Source organism: Kangiella spongicola, assembly GCF_003194565.2.
Taxonomy (GTDB): Bacteria; Pseudomonadota; Gammaproteobacteria; order Enterobacterales; family Kangiellaceae; genus Kangiella; species Kangiella spongicola.
This window is the reverse complement of record NZ_QICH01000001.1, coordinates 22,007-41,293: the sequence shown is the minus strand read 5'-3', so window position 1 is coordinate 41,293 and position 19,287 is coordinate 22,007. Positions and strand designations below refer to the sequence as shown.

The following is a 19,287-nucleotide window of genomic DNA, read 5'->3' as shown; positions in this document are numbered from 1 at the left end:
ATCACCTTAACCGTCCAAAAATAGGTTGCTGGTGACTTTTGTGTTCAGGCTGGCTTTATTAGGCCAGTAATCAATCTCTAAACGTACCGAGTCGGCGGACCAATCTTTCATTTTTTTATCAAGATGAATTAACAAGCCTGACTCTGTGTATTGATGACTGATAATATTGACTGACGTATTAACATTCAGCGGTGTTGCTTCTTTATAGTCATCGCCATCTACAGACCATTCGTCGTAGGCAAACATTTTTATTCTATGTTGGCTGTTATTGATGTCATATCCTGGTAAAAAGATTAAAAAGCTGACCACATCATCGCTGAACATATTATCGTTCCAGTCGGTTTCTGCATAGTCGGCAATACCTTTATCTGGTGGGCACTCATGAAATAGCTGATAGGTCAGCATAGTGCTAACACTTACTGTAGGAGCTATAGAGTTATATTTCCAGTCTAACCCATGTTCAGCATCTTGTAAGTTGCTGGGTAGCTCTTCCAGTTTACGGGCTGAGTAACAGACTACGGCATAGCCCTGAGTTTCTTGAGCAACGGATAAATAAGGTAGGCCGACCTTAGTATTGTTAACCCCAAGGCAGCTTCGATTTAGCCAAATTTGAAATGGCGTATTAGTGCTTTTGACTTTCTGTATAACACACAAAATTCCGATTCCAATCAGCAAAATCCCCGCTACAATCCAACCAACTCCTGGCACTAAAGATGCTCCAGCCGCAGCTGCCTTAATTCCGGTAATAGTACCGGCTGTCATAATGAAGCCACCTACACCTAGAGTTGCTCCAGCCGCATAAGACCAGTTAGCGGCATCCTTATCACCGTTACTTTTTAACGTCATCCCATCCCATACGTGTATGCCAGCCTCTACCAGTGCTCCACCGTACCCCGTTATTCGTATAAAGGCTTTACTGGCAAGGGCTTTAAAGACGATATGCTGTGTTGAGCGGGCAACAATATGATTAGTTGGCATAGTTTTAGTGGCGATAGCCCTTAGACCTAGAGCCGTTTCACCAAAAGCACCGGCGGCGCCCATCATGGCGGAAAGCATGTTGGCAGCGTTTAACCCACTTTTGTTCTCGCTGAACGAGCTCATGGCACCAGAAAGATTAATGTAGTGAAAGTATGAAACGATTGCACCCAAAGGTAGTTTGCCAATTTCCCTTAATAGGTTGGCTGACATCTTAGGAGCCACTTGAGTCGTAGTGTTTACCTGTTTCAAGTTGAACACACCATTTGTATTGACTAGCTTTGTTTTGATATTCGAATTTGCAGTAGGGGCTTGGCGTAGTGCTTGATTAATCCAAAGGTTTGTTTTCTTTGTTATAGCGTGGTTCAACACACTGCTTTTGCTCAGATTGTATCTGGCTGCGAGCATTTGCATGGCAACTTGTGTTTTGTTGGCATTAAGTTGTTTTCCAAGCGTGTCGAAAAAGTTTTCGCTCCATTTGACTGACGTATCGAGTTTTCTCATGCCGTAGGATACGATGGCTTTGGTAGTGATTTCTGTAGCTCGGGTATAGGGAAACATCTTGTGCAAGCTTTCTAGACCTGCGGTGGCGCCGCCCAAAATATCGCCTGCGCTATCGAGCTTGTCTTTAAACACCCAAAATTCTTCTTTAAAGGGATCAAAAGGCGCGATGGATTGATAAATTAAACTGTTTTGATCCTTAATCCATTTATCTAGTAGTTTATCTCTTTCATCTTTATACTCTAGGTCGTTAGGAATCACCGCACCCATGCCGTCGATACATAGGGCTGTGGTCATCTCAAACCAGAGGGCACTGTGTACGTTGGTTTTATCGTAAGTAGAGAGGGGCGCCCCAAGTGCGGTAGCCTTCGATTCATTGCCTGCTTCTGAAGTTTTCAACCAGATTGCATGATCAGCTAAAGCATTTCGTGCTTTTGGCTTAAGCAAGGCTATTTTTTCTTCTAGGTCGTTCCAATCGGAGTGGAACTTGTCCATTTTCTTTTCATCAAGATGCTCCAGGATTTCTTCAGCTTGTTCATTATAATTCTTATTTGAAAGTGTATAGAGCTCGGCCTCGCTATCTGTAACTTTTCTAGGGCTGTTACGACTTCCACCCTTGTAGTACTGTAATGTTTCTTTTGCTAGCTTAGATAATTTAGGGATATCTTCTACTTTATCTTTTTGATAGCCTCCCATTAAAGTCTGCTTCAAGCTCTCATAAACCATTTTCTTACGGTATAAATTAGCCGACGCCGCTGAAATATCTGAGGTGTCTAGTAAGGCTGTATCCGGTAGTTCGCCACCTTCGCCAGTTTTAACACGTTGTAGTGCATCCGCTATTTCATGAATATGCTGTGCTGCGATATTGCCAACATCCTGTGTCATGGCCTCATTGTCATATAGGGTTATAAACGCCGGAACTTTAGAGCGAGACTTCACATGGTAGTCTAGCGCTAGGTTTTCGTATTGTGATATTGATGTTTGCTCTTGTTCTTCATAGTTGCTCCAGCCAAAGTCTGTGACTTTCCCTTTATATTCCTCAATAATATTCGGAGCATCAGCAAGACCGAACATATGCTTTTGAGTCGTGGGTTGCTCACTCCAATCATTAAGTTCTTTGACTTTTACCGGGTGCATAAACTTACTTCTAAAGGCAGAATCTTGCTCGACTTTTAGAACCATTTTCTGAGTTAATAGGTTCGTGGTAAAACCTATATGTACTGTGTCGCTATCTTCGAAAGCCCACACGTTTTTAAGGGTTCTTCCTGCTGATAGGTTGTCTGGCTTTTGGTAATTCTCAAGCGATGTATAACGCATTTCGGTGTAGTTACCTTTACCGTCTGCTTCCCAGATAAATAAAGTTCCTTTGGTCTCATCGTAAAGGTAAATATAGCCCGGACGAAGTGCTCGCACGGTATAAATCGATCTGCTAAGCTTTTCAAACCCTTGCTCTAAATGCGCACCACAGTCTTTATCGGCGTAGAGGTAATCTGGTTGGGAGTCATCTTTCCGAGGCACAATGGCGTAGCGGACTGGGATGATTGGGATGGTGCCTGCGCATTGTGCATCGGCGACGCTGCTGCCTTCTTGTTGGGCTTTAGTTGTATCCGTTCCTGTGGTCATGGTGCTTCTCCTGCGGTGTCTTTTTCCAATGCTTCTGTAATTAAGTAGTTGACTCTTTTTATGCGTTTATTTTGATGTTGCTCTACATCTTGTAATAACTCTTGAATATCAGGTTTTTGTACAAAGTCTTGATAATAAAGATGTAACTCAACCCAGCGTTGCTTTAGTTTGATATCAGTTACTTGGTAGCGCTCTGCCTCGTCTAGCAACCGATAAACGGTTTCACGAATGTCTTTGTCGGATTGTTTTTGTAAGTGCATCGTTGGTTGACGTTCAAAATAACCTTGCTCTCGATAATATAGGGCATCGTTGATAAGACTTTTTCTAAAGTGAAGCAGGGCGTCGTGGTCGATGCTTTGCATTTCATCTGACGTAATTTTAAACCATCCAAGCTCTTGAGCTGGTTTGATATCATCCGATGTTTGGTGGTAGCTAAACCATTGATGGGCTTTGCCGGTGTTTTGGCGCCATACTAAGCATTCGATTGGGCCAAGAAGCTGTTGCATTTTCTCAGCCTCAAAAGCATCAAATAAACTGGCTAGGCTTTTCGGTGTATGTAACTGAAAGTAGACGACACCACGCCCCTCGATAGAAACTCTAAGTATACTTTGCAGGTGTTTTATTAAGTTGTCTGTTGAATGCTGGCTTTGGATTAAGATCCCAAATTCGTGTTGAGCTAAGGTGTTTTTGTAATACTCGATTAAAGGAGAGTTCGCGTCTAGTTCAACTAAACAAGGACCATGTCGATAGTGAGAGTTCCATTCAGTATCCTCCCATAACCAGTTGAGCTTTATAAAAGAGTCCTGCTCTTTTAAGATATCGCTGAACTCTTTATTTTCAGGGATCTCCAAGCTGTCTGGCGATAAGGGTACAAATGCCCAACGCTCAACAGCTAGTGCGTCTAACAGCAAGTAAGTCTTAGATTTTTCATCCAGCACATCGCTGATGTCTTGGCTCTCCAAGAGCTCTATTTCTAAGTAACTCATGGTTTACCCTTTTTTGGCACAAATAGGGCAGTTACCGCCCATACACTCTTCGGTGAAAGGATGTCCTTCGTTAAAGTCACCAGAAAGATTCAGACTATTCGATGGATTAGCTTTAGAGAAGTCGATTTTAGCGCCTTTTAAGTCGACGTTTTTGCCTTCGATGGTGATGCCTTTATCGTCTAAGATAATATGGCCACCGTTGACGGCGATGGTGATTTTGTCTTTGACTTCGATTTTATGTACGCCAGTTTTAGTAGTGATTTTCTCGACTACTTCAAGGTCATACTTGCCTTTAACTTTGTGTTCATAATGCCCACCGACTTCTTCCCAGTGGTTAGCATAGGTGTATTCCTTGCGGTGGTTGTTGACGTTTTCGAGCAGGTCTTTGGTGATTTCCACCTGTGAGTTGCGACCGACCTTGAGTTCGACGTCGTTGCCAATTTTGGTCTTACGGTCGTTGCCTATCTCAACCGTTTCATCGTTGCTGACCGTTTTCTTGCGGTCATGCTTGATGTGGCTGGTTTCGTCATTGTCGATGACTTTGCTACGGTTGTTACCCACCCAGTGGCTTTCGTCATTTTCAACTTCGATGTCCTGATTCTTCTCCGCATGAATCAATAACTGCTCGGCCCCTTTGCGGTCTTCAAAGCGGATTTGGTTGCAGTTGTCGACACTGCCTTCGGGCGTCGAGCGCGACATCCAACCGCTTTGGGTTTTGTTGCTCGGCAGGTTATAGGGCACGGGGTTATTGCCGTTGTAGACGCGCCCCGTGATGATGGGACGGTCGGGGTCTCCGTCCTCAAACTCGATAAGCACTTCGTGGCCAATACGCGGGATATTGATGCCACCAAAACCGGCACCTGCCCATTGCTGTGAGACGCGTACCCAGCAGGAGCTATTTTCATCATGCTGACCTTCGCGGTCCCAGTGGAACTGGACTTTGACTCGTCCGTACTCGTCGGTGTAAATCTCTTCGCCTTTAGGGCCCGTCACGATGGCGCTTTGCACCCCTTTGACGCTCGGCTTTTGATGGCGACGTGTGGGGCGGAACTGTACCGCTTTAGGGATGCAGGTGAAGCGGTTGCTGATTTCCTGTTTAGGGTCATCGTTGTTGAGATAAGTGTCGTCCTCAGCCGTATAGTTCATCGCGGTGATGAGGTAGCTTTGCCCCATCTCGGCGCGGTCGTCATGGATACTGACGGTGAAAGTGCCACCGACGGATAAGCCGCGACAACTACTGCTGGCCTTGACTACTTCATGATACTGCTCGGTCTCCTGCATTCTGACCTGTGCTTCAGGCTCACCGGTACCGGAATCGTAATACTCGCCCGGGTAGTCGTAGATTTCATAGGGCTCAATGTTGGGGAAGCCACTTTGCGCCTGACTGTTGGTGCCAAGGTCATCGTTAGGGCTTTCGAAGTTGTAGCTGCGTGCGCTGTACTGGCCGTGCGGGAAGACCACTTCCTTCTGCCAGTCGTGAATATGCTCGTCATCCAAACTGCCGTAGCTTTGTGCCACCAATGGCTGGGCGCAGGCAGGATAACTCGATTTATTGTCGGCTAAGATAAGCTTGTGCTCACCTTGGTTGTGCTCGAAGTAATAGAAGATACCGCTTTCTTCCAGCAAGCGACTGATGAAAGCGAGGTCGCTTTCGCGGTATTGCACGCAATAATCGTGGCGGTTGTAGGTAGCTGTGAGGCGGTTTTCGAACACCACCTCGTGCTCACCCAATAACTGCTCAACGATTTGTGGCAAGGTTTGGTGCTGAAAGATGCGTAAATTGACTTTACGACTTAAGAACCACAGCTTTGGCACGATGGTGAGCTGATAGCGATAAAGAAACTCTGAGGCGGTTCCGAGGCTGACGAGACGACTGACATAACCGTTGAAATAGCGCGTCGCGCCATTGTTCAGCTCAAAGCCAAAATCAAGCGCCTGACCCACCAACTCTTGGGCTGGCAAACTCGGCTCTTCAGACAGACAGGTGAGGGTAAACTCAAACGGACTCGATAACGAATCGCTGCCCTCAATCTTGGTCAGCAACAGCGTATTGCCACCCAACGGGCTGTCGATTTGCAGTAAACGGTTTCCTTGTGTGTATGTCTCAAATATTCCCATCGCGCGTTCCTTCCGTGCTTAGCTTTTTTTATTTGTATTTTAAATGCTATAGATCTTGATATGCGCTATTCTAATAGATGTTTAGAATAATCTGCAAAAAATATCAGATGTTTTTATGTTTTGTGATCAAGGTCACAATGGAAGAGCTGCAATGTTAGTTACTTAAGGAAGGCTATCATTATCGAGTTGACTATCAAATATACAAAGGCTGACTATAAGTTAGTTATCAAGGACAAAATAGCTGTAATATCTGGCAAGGTGTTTCACATTGCTGTGCCTATTTTGGTTTTTATCCTTGTTAGTCTTGTGCTTCCATACTTTGAGGCTATCTATACTTGGGGCGTAAGGAAACTTCAATTTATGTTATTTAAAGTATCTTAATAAACTTAATAAATAAAAAGTCAGGAAAAGGTTTGAATATCTCTGTGTGTAAAGCAAATAAGCACGATCTAACCGCATTTAGTATGCTTTGGCAATTCTATCAGTATCATCAAAGTTCGTTTGATTTTGACGATGTGAATGAGAACGGGCGTTTTGACATTGATGAGGATTACCTTGAAGAAGTGCTTAGCGGCCATGACTCATGCGCTGCTTACATGGTTTTGTCCAATGATGCTATTGCTGGTTTTGCAACTGTTGAGCCAACGGAGATAGAGGGGAAGGAAATGCCTGAGTTATCCGATGTCTTTATATTACCTAAGTATAGAAACTGTGGTGTAGCTCAAGAGGTAATTGAAAAACTTATGTTAGCTCAGCAAGGAGAGTGGCATGTGGCTGTTTATGAGAAAGACTCACAAGCGTTAAGTTTTTGGGAAGGGTTGTTTCGTCGCTTAAATATAAAGCAGTGTAAAAAGCTCGAGCCACCCGAGACAGAAGGGTTTCATGAGTTTATTGTTGAGAATATATAAGGGATGTGTAGGTGCGCAATTTAGCTTGTTAATATTGAAAGGAATTTAGAGCTTCATCTGAAACCTTGAAAGGTAATGTATTACAAGCACAAAGAAGGGTAGGCGGGTTGTGCAGTACGATGTTCTGCATAATTTATCATTATTGGAGATCGCAAGTGCACCCCAACTCTTCACTGAGTTGAGGTGTCTCCACATTTAAGGGCAGTTTTCTTTGTGCACAACGCCTAATAGTTCTGTTGGGATTAACATATCAACGTCGTCGCCTTGCTCCGGAGGACGCATGGCGTAGTCGCCTTTTACTTCAAACAAGAGTTTCTGCTGAGGCTGATCTTTTAGGGCGATATAGGTCGCTTCAAGTTCGTAGAAGTTGCCCTCTTTAGCGACGGGGTAGCTTAGGTTGTTGCTACAGTCGGTGAAGGTGGCTTTGTCTTGATAATACACGTAAAGCCCTTTCTTTATTTCTGGCGAATCTTGAGTTTCAGGCTGTTGGGCGTCTGTCGGGCTATTAAAGATCTCTTGTGAATCTTCGGTTTGTTGCTGGGTTTTCGTTTCTTGAGGCTGTGTCTGGTTTGTCTTTTTAGGAGCTGTATCATCGGAGCAGGCGAATAGCGCGCTAAGCGCTACCGCTACTAGAGATACTTTTAAAAGGTGCTTTACTGTTGTCATAGTTAATTACCCGTTATTCACCTTTGTATATTTTTACTGCCGATTGTCCGTTGCTGGTTTTCCAGCCGTGGTACATGCCTTCGGTGTTAAAACTGGCCATAATATTGGCGCCTGCGTCTAAACCAATAACGCCGCCGTCACCGCCCATTTCGACAAGTTTTTGATGAATCACTTCGTCTGCGGACTGCTGAATCCCTTGGCGCTTGTATTTTACGCGAGCACAAATGTCGTGAGTTACAGCTGCACGAATGAAGTATTCACCGTGGCCAGTGGCTGAGACGCCACAGTTTTTGTCGGCGTAGGTTCCTGCGCCAATTATCGGGGTGTCGCCGACTCTGCCGTAGCGTTTATTGGTCATGCCTCCTGTTGAGGTTGCGGCGGCAATATTACCGTTTTTGTCCAAAGCGACCGCGCCGACTGTGCCGAACTTGGAGTTTTTAGCTTCGTCTTCAGAGAGCTCAGGTTTTTCAGGAGTGTGTTTTAGGACTTTTTGTAGTTGATCCCAGCGGCGTTGCGTGAAGAAGTATTTCGTATCGACTAGCTCAAAGCCTTGCTCTTTGGCAAATGCTTCAGCACCTTCGCGTGCCATCATGACATGGACCGAGTCGGTTCTGACTTTATCGGCGAGCAGTATAGGGTTTTTGATGTGGCTCACGCCCGCAACCGCTCCTGCGGATAAGTCATCGCTATACATAATGGATGCGTCGAGTTCATTGAGGCCTTCATGCGTAAAAACCGCACCTTTACCTGCGTTAAAAAGAGGAGAGTCTTCCATGATGACGATTGCGGCTTTGACTGCTTCGACGCTGGTGCCACCTTTTTCTAATACCGAGTAGCCTGCTTCTAGGGCTTCATCGAGCTTTTCACGGTAGGCTTTTTCAGTTTCTGGCGTCATGTTCTTTTTCAGGATGGTTCCTGCGCCACCATGAATTACCAGCCCGTATGGGCGCTCTGTCTTAGTCATGGCTAAGCTGCTGAAACTGACGGTCAATAAAGTCGTTAATGCTAAAGCTTTAAGGAATTTGGTCATCATTGCGTTTTTTTAAACCATTTTATTATTGAAGTTTTAACGTTCTATCACATGGCAGGCGGCTTGTTAACTCTGATCTGTGACGACTGACAAATTTGTAGGATATTACTCTTGATTTTAATGCGCATGAGAACTATTCTCATTTAAGGGTGTAATTCATACAATACGAACAATAATAGATTGAAGGAAAGGTAAGATGATTAATTATCTCATTAATGCTTGGCTCGATAAAAGGCAGCCGTATTTAGAGTTGGTCGAGCAGGGCAGTGGGCAGGTCGTTCGACGCTGGCAAGGCCGTCGCTTACAGGAATTGTTCAATTCTGGCTTGATTAGCTATCAAGAGTTGCAGACTAGTAGCCAAACTCAGCTCAAAAAGTTGGTAAAGACTTTGATCTTGGAGGTAACGTGTGAGGAGTTGTGTGGGCGCTGTTTATACCAGCGCTAACACAGGACCTCTACACACGACATTTTTAATCGTCTTTGACCTCAAGCTCTGCGACGAAGTTTTCATCCGCTTGCGCGAGGTTGGCGCGGTTAACTAGATGGCAAAATAATTCTGCGGTCTTAGTGGCGTCATATAGTGCTGAGTGAGCTTCTTTCTGGCTGAAAGTAATCTCAGCGCGCTTACAGGCTTGGGCAAGGACTGTGTGTCCCAACATTAAGGCTGAAAGTGATGCCGTGTCGAAACTGGTGAAAGGGTGGAATGGGTTGCGCTTAATATTGGCGCGTTCGACGGCGGCGTTAAGAAAGCTTTGATCAAACCAAGCGTTATGGCCAACTAAGACACAGCGGTTGCATTCGGCTTCCTTTTGTTCATTGCGTAATTCTTTAAAAATAGACTTTAGCGCTTCGCCTTCATCAACTGCGTTGCGTAGCGGGTTTTCGGGATCGATACCGGTAAACTCCAAGGCTCGTTGCTCGATGTTCGCCCCTTCAAACGGCTCGACGTTATAGTGATAGCTTTTATAGACTTCGAGTAAGCCTTCGTCGTTGTAACGAGTCGTGACGGCTGCTATTTCGAGTAAGGCGTCAGTTTGGGCGTTAAAACCGCCTGTTTCGACGTCGACCACAACAGGGTAAAAGCCACGGAATCGAGCGTTAAGGGGCAAATTGAGCATGAATATTCCTTAGCTTATTGGTCAGCTTTTAGCTTCCACTGAATCATATCTTCGGCGCAAAACGGAACCAGCTTATCATTGCCCAGGGTTAAGTGTTTCGGCATTTGCCATTCTTCTTTAACTAGGGTGATTTTTTGTTCGTTGCGCGGTAAACCGTAGAAATCTGGGCCATGAAAACTTGCAAAGCCTTCGAGTCGATCAAGTTTGTCCATCATTTCAAATGCTTCAGCGTAAAGCTCAATGGCGGCATTAGCGGTATAAACACCGGCACAGCCACAAGCGGCTTCTTTTTTACTCTTGGCGTGTGGCGCGCTATCAGTTCCTAAAAAGAATTTAGGTGAACCAGAGGTCGCTGCCACTAGAAGCGCGGCTTGGTGTTCTTGGCGCTTTAAAATCGGCAGACAGTATAGGTGTGGGCGGATACCGCCAACTAACATGTCATTACGATTGCGCAATAAATGGTGAGCAGTGATGGTGGCCGCGACGTTTGGGCCTTGCTCGTTAACGAATTCGACGGCGTCTCGAGTCGTGATGTGCTCTAAAACGACTTTAAGATTTGGAAATTGCTTGACCACGGGGGCGAGTTTTGTCTCGATAAACACTTTTTCGCGGTCGAAAATATCAATCTCGGCGTCGGTAACTTCGCCATGCACCAATAGTGGCATACCAAGCTCAGCCATTTTTTCGAAGACTGGGTAAGCGTTTTCAATATCGGTTAAGCCAGAGTCTGAATTCGTGGTAGCGCCTGCTGGGTAGAGCTTGCATGCTTTAACAAAGCCACTGTCGACTGCGACTATAATGTCTTCTGGACTTGTATTGTCGGTTAAATACAAGGTCATTAATGGCTCAAAGTCCATGCTCTCAGTGGTGTGGCGCATAATGGCCTGGCGGTATTCGTCCGCTTGCTCCACGTTAGTCACCGGTGGAACCAAGTTTGGCATAACGATAGCGCGGGCGAATTGCTTAGCAGCGTCTTTTACCGTGTGCTGCAGGGCTGCGCCAGAACGAAGGTGGATGTGCCAGTCGTCTGGACGAGTTATGGTCAATGTTTGCATAAATATCTCTGCCGATGCTTTTAAGCAGTAAAACCTCGAAAACACAATGTATTTGAGGTGTTTGTTAGATGGCCCGATAATACGGGTTTACCTAAAACTATTAATTTAGTTTAATGGCGCGACATTATACGCAAGTCCATACAGTAACTAAACCCTGTTTAGTAAGAGAACATTTCTGGAGACATCATGAGATTACTACATACCATGCTACGAGTTGGCAACTTAGACGAGTCAATTAAGTTTTACCGCGACATCATGGGCATGAAGCTATTGCGTCAGCATGACTATGAGTCTGGTCGTTTTACGCTAGCTTTCTTGGGTTACGGTGAGGAAAAAGACAACACTGTGCTAGAGTTGACTCATAACTGGGATACCGACAGCTACGAGAAAGGCGAAGGGTTCGGTCATATAGCAATTGCGGTGGATGACGTTTATGCTGCTTGTGAAAAGATTCGTGAGGCTGGCGGCACTATCGTTCGTGAGCCTGGCCCGATGAAGCATGGCACGACGGTATTGGCTTTTGTCGAAGATCCAGATGGTTACAAGATTGAATTACTGGAAGATAAACATAATGCTTAATGCATAGAAGTTAGCATTATTTGAGAATAAAACTATGAGTTCTGAGATTGAAAATATAAAGGTATCTATGCCGACAGGTGTGAAAAACGTATTAATTATTAACTTACTCATAATGTTGGTGTCTGGCTGGGCACTTTTTAATATGTACACAGAAACTGGGGCAGAAGTACTAATCGCCTTTGCTACCTGGTCTTTGTTTGGCACTTTGGCCTTCGCTCAAGTCGTATTACTCAGCAGAATGCGTAAAGCTTGGGGCATGTTAAGAGCCCTGATTTATGTGGTGGCATTGCTGCAAGCTTTAACAACGATGGTACTGACAAAAGATTTCTTCTCACTGTGGGGCGCACTAATCTTTTTCGGCTCACTATTTGTTGTGATCTATTTAATAGGACTTCGTGGCTACTTAAATAGCGATGGCTTTAAGCAGTGGCTTTTAAAACTGCAATGATTCTTTAAGCGTATTTAAACACTAGGCCGAGGTTACCAATTACCCAGTAACCTCGTCTTTTTGATAAAAATAACTTATCCATTTCTGCCCTTTCCATACTAAATATCCTGCAAATCCCTCTTGATAAAACACTTGGTCGGAGTAGTATTAAGTAACACCTTTGGGTGGGCTTGATATGAGCTCAATTTACTACTTCTATTAAACCAAATATGGTTTAGCTTGACGTAGAGTGACTGATTTTAAAGGAGATGGTTGATGGAATTTCTCGATCCTGTGCTACTGGCAAGGATACAGTTTGCATTCACTATTGCATTTCATATTGTCTTTCCCGGCCTGTCCATTGGCCTCGCTGCCTACCTTGCAGTATTAGAAGGTCTCTGGCTTAAAACGAATAAAAAAATCTATCTGAGTGCCTTTAAATATTGGTTGAAAATATTTTCCATCATATTCGGAATGGGCGTCGTTTCGGGCGTGGTGATGAGTTACCAGATAGGCACTAACTGGAGTGTGTTTTCAGATAAAACCGGTCCCATTTTAGGTCCTTTAATGGGCTATGAAGTCCTCTCTGCATTCTTCCTCGAAGCTGGCTTTTTAGGCGTAATGCTGTTCGGCATGAATAAAGTCGGAAAAAAACTCCACTTTTTCGCAACCTTAATGGTGGCTCTCGGCACTTTGATGTCGGCCTTTTGGATATTAAGCGCGAACAGCTGGATGCAAACGCCTACAGGTTATAGCTATAACGAGGTTGGACAGTTTGTGGCTGATGACTGGTTTGAAGTCATCTTTAATCCATCATTCCCGTACCGCCTTGCTCACATGGTAACTGCGGCTTTCCTTAGTACCGCTTTCCTTGTTGGTGGTGTTTCAGCGTGGCATTTATTGAAAGAGCGCAAAGAAAAGACTAAAAACGAAACTGCGCGCTTGATGTTCTCGATGGCCATGTGGATGGCAGCTATCGTGGCGCCAATTCAGCTTATTATTGGTGACTTCCATGGTTTAAATACATTAGAGCATCAGCCGGCAAAAGTGGCTGCTATGGAAGGTAATTACCAAACTCAAAAAGGGGCGCCGTTGTTACTGTTTGGCGTACCCAACGATGAGGAAGAGCGCGTTGATTATGCGATTGGGATTCCTAAAATGGCGAGTTATATTTTGACTCATGACTTCGATGGCGAATTGGTTGGCTTAGATCAGTTTGCTAAGGAAGATAGGCCAAATACTAAGTGGGTGTTTTATAGTTTCCGCGTGATGGTTGCGATTGGAATGGGCATGATTGCTATTGGTTTATTCAGCCTCTTTTTGCGTTGGCGCGGAAGGCTTTACGATAATCGCTTTATCCACAAAATCGCTGTTTGGTTTGCCCCTTCGGGAATCGTCGCCACTATCGCGGGCTGGATTGTGACCGAAGTGGGGCGCCAGCCTTACACGGTGTATGGCTTGCTTCGAACCTACGATTCACATTCACCACTTGATGCGCCGGCAGTGGCGACTTCATTGGTGCTATTTATCATTGTTTACTTCCTGGTGTTTGGTACGGGTATCGTCTATACCTTGCGTTTAATGAAGGTGCGCCCAGGCGAGCGAGGCAAGTTAGCGGATGAAGAAAGTAAGGTGAAGTCTTCGGTAACGCTTTCAAACCGTTTGCCACACGAGTCGAATAAAGAAGCGTTAAATAAAGAAGGGGGAGAGTAATCATGGTTGATTATGCATTGATTTGGGCTGGCTTGATTGCTTTCGCTGTACTTGCTTACATTATCCTCGATGGTTTCGATTTGGGGATTGGCATTATGTCACCCTTTATCAAAGAGAAAGAAGATCGCGAAACCGCAATGAATACTATCGCGCCTATTTGGGACGGTAATGAAACCTGGCTCGTACTTGGTGGTGGTGGGCTGTTTGCTGTCTTTCCATTAGCTTACTCCATTATTTTGCCGGCGCTCTATATGCCTATAATTCTGATGCTATTAGGGCTTATCTTTCGTGGCGTCGCTTTTGAGTTCCATTGGCGTGCTACGAAGTCACAACACCTTTGGGATAAAGGCTTTGCTATCGGTTCGTTAGTCGCCGCCCTATGTCAAGGCATTGCGCTAGGCGCCTTGGTACAAGGTATCGCGGTCGATGGCCGAGACTATGCCGGTGGCTGGTGGGACTGGTTAACGCCTTTCAGTCTTACTACAGGGATCGCGCTTGCGGTGGGTTATGTTTTATTAGGCGCCACATGGCTCAACATGAAAACCACTGGCAGCCTGCAAAAGCAATCATTGAGCATCGCTAAAATTGCAGGAGTAGCCACCTTCGGATTTATCGGACTGATCAGCCTATGGATGGTTTTCATCGAGCAGCAATACTTACACCGTTGGTTTGATACGCCGAATATTTATTATTTGTCAGTCATTCCAATTCTGGTGCTTATTGTGGGTGTGAGCTTATTCTTGACGTTAAAGAAAAAGCGTGAGGTTAGCCCTTTCTTATTATCCATTTCGCTATTCTTGCTCAGCTATATCGGGTTAGCGGTTAGCTTTTTCCCAAATCTAGTTCCACCGTCGATTAGCTTGTGGCAAGCCGCAGCTCCAGACTCTAGCTTAAAGTTTTTATTAGTCGGCGCCGCATTCTTGTTGCCGATTATTCTGGCTTACACCACCTATGCCTACTGGGTGTTTAGAGGCAAGGTAAAAGAAGGTGAGGCGTATCATTAATGGACAAAAAATCATCTAAAGCAGACGACAAGCCCGGTTGGCAAAAGGCTTTGTGGTTTGTCGGCTTATGGTTAGCAGGAGTTTTGACGATCAGCATAATTGGGTTGATCGTCAAATCAGTCTTAGGTTAGTTTAAGTCAGCTGCTTGATAAGACGCTTGATTTCGACCCTTGTTTTTGGAATGGTACAGAGCTTCGTCGGCGTTTTTTATTATAGCCTTGATAATATCCTCGATATTCAAAGATAAGTAACTTTCATCGATAAAAACACTGGTTGCGCCCACACTAACGGTGACAACATTGCTTGTTTCAGAGCTTTTGTGCGGTAGCTGCAAGTCCACAATGGCTTGATTAACTCTTTCAGCAGCCATCATGATTTCTTTTTGGTTACAGCCAGGCGCCAATACTGCAAACTCTTCTCCACCGTAGCGTGCAACTAAATCCGTTTTACGAGCAAAACTTTCTTTAATGCAGTTAGCTACTTTTTTAATACAGTAATCGCCTTCGAGGTGACCGTAGGTATCGTTATAAGCTTTAAAATGATCTATATCGAGCATTATCAAGGCTACATTGTCTTGATTTCTAAGGGCGCGATAAACTTCTTTTTCAAAAACTTCATCGAAACGGCTTCTATTCGCTATCTGGGTTAGTGCATCTAGCCCAGAAAGCTTCTTCAACTGTTTGTTCTTTTCTTCGAGCTCTTTTCCACGTTGGTGAATCTTGTCGGTGCGCTCTTCGACTTCGGCTTCGAGCTCTAAATAACGGCTATGTAATTTAATAAACTCTCTTGAGCGGAAGTTATTTCGGTATTTGTTAACCCATAAGCTGTAAAGCTTATTGTAAATAGTTGAGAAGATCCCTTGGCTAGAAACATTGATTAATAGTAATTGGTAAACTCTATTATTATTATCAAAGTTGTTGCTAACTTTAACTTCCAAGATGTAATTGCCGGGCGGTAAGGAGTTAAAGTGAATTAAATTGCCACTAACGGGCAAGAAGTCTTCGGTTAAACCTAATAAACGGTACTGATAATGACAAGAGTCCTTAGCCCAATACCAAAAGCTTGCTAACCAAATCCGCAACTCCCAACGCCCAGTCTTTAATTCCAATATATTGTTATCGTGCTTATATGAGGTCGAACTAGATATAGTGAATACGTTTGGGATTGGCGCTACTACGCGGGCTTTTAAGTCTGAATAGTCTACCGATGCGATAAAATCATTAAGCCCACAAAGTAACTTGTCTGAGGATACTTTGAGTAAACTGCGGCTAGTGGTGAACTCCCAGTATGTTTCGCTTGGGAAGTTATCTAAGCGAAAAGAGAGCTCTTGCTTATCAATATTATAAATTTTCAAGCCATCTGAAGCACCAATAATTAACTCCTTATCGCTATACCAGACACAAGCCCAGCCGGCGACAGAGTTTTCACCTTCAATCGTAGCAATGGGTTGATGACTGCTATCCACCACAAAGACAAAGCTATCAGCCGTGATGGCGATCTGACCTTGTTTATTAATATCAATGCCATAAACATTAGCGACTCTCTCGCTGAGAGAGATTTGATTCAACTTAAAAGATGGAGATTTGGCGCTCGTAGTTTCTAGTGACCATAAGCCTCTGCCGAGAGTGCCTATTAAGTAGTGATTCGATGTAACTTTATAGATGGTATAAACGTATCCGAGTGGCCGCTGTTTTTGGTCAAGGATTGGTTTGATAGTTTCAGCGTCACTATCAAACCAATAAAGGCCTGATATAGAGCCTAATAAGGTGTTATCATTGCTAAACTGAAGACAACGACAGGGGCCCGTTGTTTTATAGTGTAATGTTTGGAAGCTATTGGCGGAAATTCTCATGAGCCCGTGTTGCGTGGCGCACCATAAGTCGCCTTTATGCTTTTGTATATCCCATGCTGGGTGAGACTTTAGTTCAGGTATTGTTGCGACTATCGATTGGGTATTAATATCGAAAAGATAGCTCTGCTCGGAGCCTCCAACAATGCAAGTGTCCGGATTTTCTTCATCGACTCTAAGCGATAATACGGAGTTCGATTGATTATGTGACAGTATGCTGAGGTGTTCTCGTAATCCACTAATCTTTATCAACCCCTTGCGCTCACTGGCAAGCCACAAGTTTCCATCGTTATCAAGCTTTAGATCGTTAATTGCGACGTTATCAAGCACCGTTTCAATGTTGCTGACAGCGTTGTCCTTAAGAGTGATTTTCACTAGGCGATTCGAAGTTGCAAGATAAAAAGCATTTTCAAAAATACAGGCTGTAACTGGAGAATGTAGTTCAGAGGGAAGCTCTATCACATTGGTTAAGTTAAAGTCTTCGTCAAGCAAAAGAACCTTCGTTTTCAGAAGCACCCATGAGCTTAACAAGCTTCTACCTAGCTTGATGATGCCTTCTTCATCTAACGTCGCGCTAGTGAGGTAAGGAGTAAGATTGCCATTAGAAAATAACCACAAGCCAGAGGCATTGCTGTGTATTAGGCAGTCACCAGAGTGATTGCTAATGACGTGGTTGATAACCTCGCCATTTAAAAATTGTTGTTCGAGTTTTAGTTCATTATCTAAGAAGGAGTAGTGCAGTAGACCTTTAGCGGTAGCTAATAAGTAAAGCTCTTTTTTAAACTCGACAGCTTTTTGACACCAGCCAAAGCCAAGCTCTGTGGTGTCAATGGTGAAAATTTCTTTTCCTTCGGGGGTAATATGATTAACACCTTTGTCGGAGGCAACCAAGCCACCATAACTAGAGCGCGAAGTGCTTCGTAAACCATGCGTCAAAAGCCCAGACGAGCGGTCAAGAACCCTGAAGTTCTCGCCATAGAAAATAATCAATCCATTGGGTGAGGATATAAAAATTATATTATTGGTGATGGTTATGTGGTGTAGCTGATTGGTTGGAAAGTTTTCGGCACGACCGAAATATTCCACCAAAGGAATAGGCTGTAGAGTTAAAAACTGATTTTTGCGATTGCTTGGGTTCAACTAACCACCTTTGCTACTGTTATAATTATAAAGTAATGAATAACTTAACCGAATAATTTGGTTTTGACTAGTTCCACAAAAATTGGGAGGGGAGCGCCCTAGTTGTGATAAAGTTTGTGAATAACGGTGAGTTAGGATTGGTTTACTACTTATGATACAAAGGAAACATCTAGGTGAAGCATGACACAAACATTTAAAAGCTTGGGGGCGACAAAATGAATCAGCTCATCGAAAAAGACATTTCCTGCCCTTATTGTGGGGAAAACATCACTGTATTGATCGATGGCTCAGTGCCACATCAGGAGTACATTGAAGACTGTCAGGTCTGCTGTCGCCCGATTGAATTCGTTGTTTTTATTATGGATAGAGAGGTTAAGGTTGAGATTAGCACAGATCGCTAACTAAGAAGCTAAGGAAAGACGCGCAAAGTATCCAAGGTAGCTAATCAGTCGTGTAGAAAGTTGATTCGATTTAAATAATACTTCAAAATCTCTTATTGGAAAATAAAACTAAGGGGAAATTTCATGGAAATAGTACAAAAGAAGGGAAGCGTGAAGCATACCTTTACTTTGCACGATAACTACTTCAACTTTGCATTTAAAGACAAGTCTGGTTCTGACGATGTCGATATTAATTATGCCGATCTACCTAAGAAAAGCTCTATCCAAATTGAGGAAAATGAGTGGTTACGAAATGTGGGCTACTTGTGGATGGTGCTTGGGCTAGGTAGTTCAATTTATAAATATTTCACGGGTAACGTTTTTGCAGGATCATTTTGGTTTTGGATAGGACTTGGATGTGTTCTTTTCGCCACTTATTCAAAAATTAAGTACACCGTTTTTAAGACTGAAAAAGGAAGTATCTTTATTATTCAGGATGACAAACATGGTTATTTAGTGAATGAGCTAAAAGAGCGTCGACTAAATCAGCTTAGAAGTTGGTATGCTGATATTAATCCTGAAAATGATCTTGAGACCGAAATTGGCAAATTTGAGTGGTTAGGGCAACAGGGCGCTCTCTCAAAAGAAGAGGTAGGTAATAAAATTGCACAAGTTCAAATGCTACACAATCAAAATGTCTCTTCTGAAACGTTGAACTAATGCTTATTAGCTTAAAGAGACATGTTTTGAATGCAGCTCAAGCTTCGTCATTAAAAACCGCAAACACTTCTTCGCCGGTCATCATTTTGGTTTGATTGGCGAAGTCGTAGTAGCGAGGCTTTTCATCGATGAATATTTGGGTGGTGAATTCAGCGTCCTCTAAATTATCAAATAAGCCGGCAGGCATGATGTATTGATTGGCTTCTTTCAGTCGGTAGAAAAGATGCGTACCACAATTATTACAAAAGCCTCGCTCCGCCCAGTCGGATGAGCTGAATGTGGAAATGTGTTGTTGGCCATCGAATTCTACTTGTGTTCCACAATCGAGAGCCAATAGCGGGCCGCCAGACCATTTACGGCACATAGAGCAGTGGCAGGAGTCTACGTGCGCCTTAACATCGGTTGCTATAACACTGACCTTTTGACAGAGACATTTTGCGTTTAAGGTTTTTGTTTCCATGCCAGATTCCTTTTTAGAGTTGTGCAGAATCTTAA

18 protein-coding genes are annotated in these 19,287 nt (G+C 43.9%); 9 read left to right on the top strand and 9 right to left on the bottom strand.

The window, feature by feature from the left end; all coding sequences use genetic code 11:
- Positions 1-6 precede the first annotated feature (6 nt).
- Genes DL796_RS00140 through DL796_RS00130 form a run of 3 tightly spaced genes read right to left on the bottom strand, consistent with a single transcriptional unit; the run spans position 7 to position 6,203 of the window.
- Positions 7-3,099, bottom strand: coding sequence for a T6SS effector BTH_I2691 family protein (locus DL796_RS00140; RefSeq protein ID WP_110198870.1), 3,093 nt, complete (start codon positions 3,097-3,099; stop codon positions 7-9).
- Positions 3,096-4,085, bottom strand: a complete 990-nt coding sequence (locus DL796_RS00135; protein ID WP_110198869.1) for a DUF4123 domain-containing protein — start codon at positions 4,083-4,085, stop codon at positions 3,096-3,098. Before DL796_RS00135 ends, DL796_RS00140 begins: the two co-directional genes overlap by 4 nt.
- A 3-nt stretch (positions 4,086-4,088) precedes the next feature.
- The gene (locus DL796_RS00130; protein WP_110198868.1) at positions 4,089-6,203 is read right to left on the bottom strand and encodes a type VI secretion system Vgr family protein; all 2,115 of its coding nucleotides are present in this window, start codon (positions 6,201-6,203) and stop codon (positions 4,089-4,091) included.
- 413 nt (positions 6,204-6,616) lie between these two features.
- Here DL796_RS00130 and DL796_RS00125 point away from each other — a divergent pair, with 413 nt between their 5' ends.
- Positions 6,617-7,111 carry a GNAT family N-acetyltransferase gene (locus DL796_RS00125; protein ID WP_110198866.1) on the top strand — a complete coding sequence of 165 codons (495 nt, stop codon included), beginning with the start codon at positions 6,617-6,619 and terminating at the stop codon, positions 7,109-7,111.
- 195 nt (positions 7,112-7,306) lie between these two features.
- Here the strand turns inward: DL796_RS00125 and DL796_RS00120 are convergent, their stop codons facing one another.
- Positions 7,307-7,777, bottom strand: coding sequence for a hypothetical protein (locus DL796_RS00120; protein WP_110198865.1), 471 nt, complete (start codon positions 7,775-7,777; stop codon positions 7,307-7,309).
- Positions 7,778-7,790: 13 nt separating this feature from the next.
- Positions 7,791-8,810 carry an isoaspartyl peptidase/L-asparaginase family protein gene (locus DL796_RS00115; RefSeq protein WP_110198864.1) on the bottom strand — a complete coding sequence of 340 codons (1,020 nt, stop codon included), beginning with the start codon at positions 8,808-8,810 and terminating at the stop codon, positions 7,791-7,793.
- Between the two features lie 193 nt (positions 8,811-9,003).
- On the opposite strand from DL796_RS00115, the gene DL796_RS00110 reads away from it, so the two are divergent.
- Entirely contained in the window at positions 9,004-9,252 is a 249-nt protein-coding gene (locus DL796_RS00110) for a hypothetical protein (protein WP_227592915.1), read from the top strand.
- A gap of 25 nt (positions 9,253-9,277) precedes the next feature.
- Here the strand turns inward: DL796_RS00110 and rnt are convergent, their stop codons facing one another.
- Both rnt and pyrC read right to left on the bottom strand, forming a co-directional pair.
- Entirely contained in the window at positions 9,278-9,925 is a 648-nt protein-coding gene (rnt, locus tag DL796_RS00105) for a ribonuclease T (RefSeq protein ID WP_110198863.1), read from the bottom strand.
- Between the two features lie 14 nt (positions 9,926-9,939).
- On the bottom strand, positions 9,940-10,980 hold the full coding sequence (gene pyrC / locus DL796_RS00100) for a dihydroorotase (RefSeq protein WP_110198862.1): 1,041 nt from the start codon (positions 10,978-10,980) through the stop codon (positions 9,940-9,942).
- Positions 10,981-11,166: 186 nt separating this feature from the next.
- Here pyrC and gloA point away from each other — a divergent pair, with 186 nt between their 5' ends.
- From gloA to DL796_RS00075, 5 genes are all read left to right on the top strand, one after another.
- Positions 11,167-11,559 carry a lactoylglutathione lyase gene (gloA, locus tag DL796_RS00095; RefSeq protein WP_110198861.1) on the top strand — a complete coding sequence of 131 codons (393 nt, stop codon included), beginning with the start codon at positions 11,167-11,169 and terminating at the stop codon, positions 11,557-11,559.
- Between the two features lie 34 nt (positions 11,560-11,593).
- Positions 11,594-12,007, top strand: a complete 414-nt coding sequence (locus DL796_RS00090; RefSeq protein WP_110198860.1) for a hypothetical protein — start codon at positions 11,594-11,596, stop codon at positions 12,005-12,007.
- A 255-nt stretch (positions 12,008-12,262) separates the two neighbouring features.
- Positions 12,263-13,699: a cytochrome ubiquinol oxidase subunit I gene (locus DL796_RS00085; protein WP_196597928.1), complete on the top strand. Its 1,437-nt coding sequence runs from the start codon at positions 12,263-12,265 to the stop codon at positions 13,697-13,699.
- A 2-nt stretch (positions 13,700-13,701) separates the two neighbouring features.
- A complete protein-coding gene (cydB, locus tag DL796_RS00080; protein WP_110198858.1) occupies positions 13,702-14,703 on the top strand; it encodes a cytochrome d ubiquinol oxidase subunit II in 1,002 nt (333 codons plus the stop codon).
- Positions 14,703-14,834 carry a DUF2474 domain-containing protein gene (locus DL796_RS00075; RefSeq protein WP_110198857.1) on the top strand — a complete coding sequence of 44 codons (132 nt, stop codon included), beginning with the start codon at positions 14,703-14,705 and terminating at the stop codon, positions 14,832-14,834. The genes cydB and DL796_RS00075 overlap by 1 nt, the downstream gene beginning before the upstream one ends.
- Here DL796_RS00075 and DL796_RS00070 read toward each other — a convergent pair.
- Positions 14,831-17,692, bottom strand: coding sequence for a ligand-binding sensor domain-containing diguanylate cyclase (locus DL796_RS00070; RefSeq protein WP_110198856.1), 2,862 nt, complete (start codon positions 17,690-17,692; stop codon positions 14,831-14,833). The two genes, DL796_RS00075 and DL796_RS00070, sit on opposite strands and share 4 nt — an antisense overlap.
- A 215-nt stretch (positions 17,693-17,907) precedes the next feature.
- Between DL796_RS00070 and DL796_RS00065 the strand changes: the two genes are divergently transcribed.
- Together DL796_RS00065 and DL796_RS00060 are read left to right on the top strand one after the other, a co-directional pair.
- A complete protein-coding gene (locus DL796_RS00065) occupies positions 17,908-18,093 on the top strand; it encodes a CPXCG motif-containing cysteine-rich protein (protein ID WP_110198855.1) in 186 nt (61 codons plus the stop codon).
- Between the two features lie 123 nt (positions 18,094-18,216).
- On the top strand, positions 18,217-18,792 hold the full coding sequence (locus DL796_RS00060; protein WP_110198854.1) for a hypothetical protein: 576 nt from the start codon (positions 18,217-18,219) through the stop codon (positions 18,790-18,792).
- A gap of 37 nt (positions 18,793-18,829) precedes the next feature.
- Here DL796_RS00060 and DL796_RS00055 read toward each other — a convergent pair whose 3' ends face one another.
- Entirely contained in the window at positions 18,830-19,252 is a 423-nt protein-coding gene (locus DL796_RS00055; protein WP_110200661.1) for a GFA family protein, read from the bottom strand.
- Positions 19,253-19,287: the final 35 nt, after the last annotated feature.

Coding starts and splice junctions, on each gene's coding strand:
- DL796_RS00140 (WP_110198870.1), bottom strand. CDS start 3,099: ATGACCACAGGAACGGATACAACTAAAGCCCAACAAGAAGGCAGCAGC.
- DL796_RS00135 (WP_110198869.1), bottom strand. CDS start 4,085: ATGAGTTACTTAGAAATAGAGCTCTTGGAGAGCCAAGACATCAGCGAT.
- DL796_RS00130 (WP_110198868.1), bottom strand. CDS start 6,203: ATGGGAATATTTGAGACATACACACAAGGAAACCGTTTACTGCAAATC.
- DL796_RS00120 (WP_110198865.1), bottom strand. CDS start 7,777: ATGACAACAGTAAAGCACCTTTTAAAAGTATCTCTAGTAGCGGTAGCG.
- DL796_RS00115 (WP_110198864.1), bottom strand. CDS start 8,810: ATGATGACCAAATTCCTTAAAGCTTTAGCATTAACGACTTTATTGACC.
- DL796_RS00110 (WP_227592915.1), top strand. CDS start 9,004: ATGATTAATTATCTCATTAATGCTTGGCTCGATAAAAGGCAGCCGTAT.
- rnt (WP_110198863.1), bottom strand. CDS start 9,925: ATGCTCAATTTGCCCCTTAACGCTCGATTCCGTGGCTTTTACCCTGTT.
- pyrC (WP_110198862.1), bottom strand. CDS start 10,980: ATGCAAACATTGACCATAACTCGTCCAGACGACTGGCACATCCACCTT.
- gloA (WP_110198861.1), top strand. CDS start 11,167: ATGAGATTACTACATACCATGCTACGAGTTGGCAACTTAGACGAGTCA.
- DL796_RS00090 (WP_110198860.1), top strand. CDS start 11,594: ATGAGTTCTGAGATTGAAAATATAAAGGTATCTATGCCGACAGGTGTG.
- DL796_RS00085 (WP_196597928.1), top strand. CDS start 12,263: ATGGAATTTCTCGATCCTGTGCTACTGGCAAGGATACAGTTTGCATTC.
- cydB (WP_110198858.1), top strand. CDS start 13,702: ATGGTTGATTATGCATTGATTTGGGCTGGCTTGATTGCTTTCGCTGTA.
- DL796_RS00075 (WP_110198857.1), top strand. CDS start 14,703: ATGGACAAAAAATCATCTAAAGCAGACGACAAGCCCGGTTGGCAAAAG.
- DL796_RS00065 (WP_110198855.1), top strand. CDS start 17,908: ATGAATCAGCTCATCGAAAAAGACATTTCCTGCCCTTATTGTGGGGAA.
- DL796_RS00060 (WP_110198854.1), top strand. CDS start 18,217: ATGGAAATAGTACAAAAGAAGGGAAGCGTGAAGCATACCTTTACTTTG.
- DL796_RS00055 (WP_110200661.1), bottom strand. CDS start 19,252: ATGGAAACAAAAACCTTAAACGCAAAATGTCTCTGTCAAAAGGTCAGT.